Genomic DNA, 661 nt, shown 5'->3' with positions numbered 1-661 from the left:
CAGTGGGCGCATCGGATCGACGCCGCGATTTTCAAAACGCGCCAGCGTGTCAGCCTGGAAACGTTCGGCACTGTTTTCCAGATCGCCAGTATTCACCAACAGCGTATTGGCAGGGAAATAACTGAACAGTGGCGGCAGCGGTTCGCTGAAGAATAGCGGCTGCCAGTACTCGATCCCGGCAGGTAATGTGCCTTTACTCACTTGCTGATAAATATGTTCCGGATCGCGCTTCACTTCGAAGGTATCGCGCCACTGGCTGCGAAACAGTTCAATTGCCGCTTTATCGGTCGGAAATTCGTGCGCGGGCAGCAGATTGATCTCTTCTACGTCCTCCAGCGTGCGCTGGCTATCGACGTCAAACACTCGCAGGCTGTCGATTTCATCATCAAAGAAATCAAGACGATAAGGCAGCTCACTGCCCATCGGGAAGAGATCCAGCAACGCGCCGCGCGTGGCGTATTCGCCGTGCTCCATTACCTGGTCAACATGGCGATAACCTGCGCTGTCCAGTTGGGTTCGCAATGCATCGCGAGATAACCGCTGACCTTTTTTCATCACCAGCGCATGACCGTGGAGAAAACTGTGCGGGCAAACGCGCTGCATAAGCGTATTCACCGGAACAATCAGTACGCCACGCTGCATCTGTCTCTTATACACATCT

Annotated in this window: 1 pseudogene; it reads right to left on the bottom strand. The window is 54.0% G+C overall.

Annotated elements, in window-relative coordinates:
- Positions 1–661 (bottom strand): annotated as a pseudogene (locus tag AC5O77_RS21860) (transcription-repair coupling factor); the annotation flags it as partial.

The organism is Stenotrophomonas sp. INTA L402-1, assembly GCF_059295135.1.
This window is presented reverse-complemented; position numbering and strand designations above follow the sequence as displayed.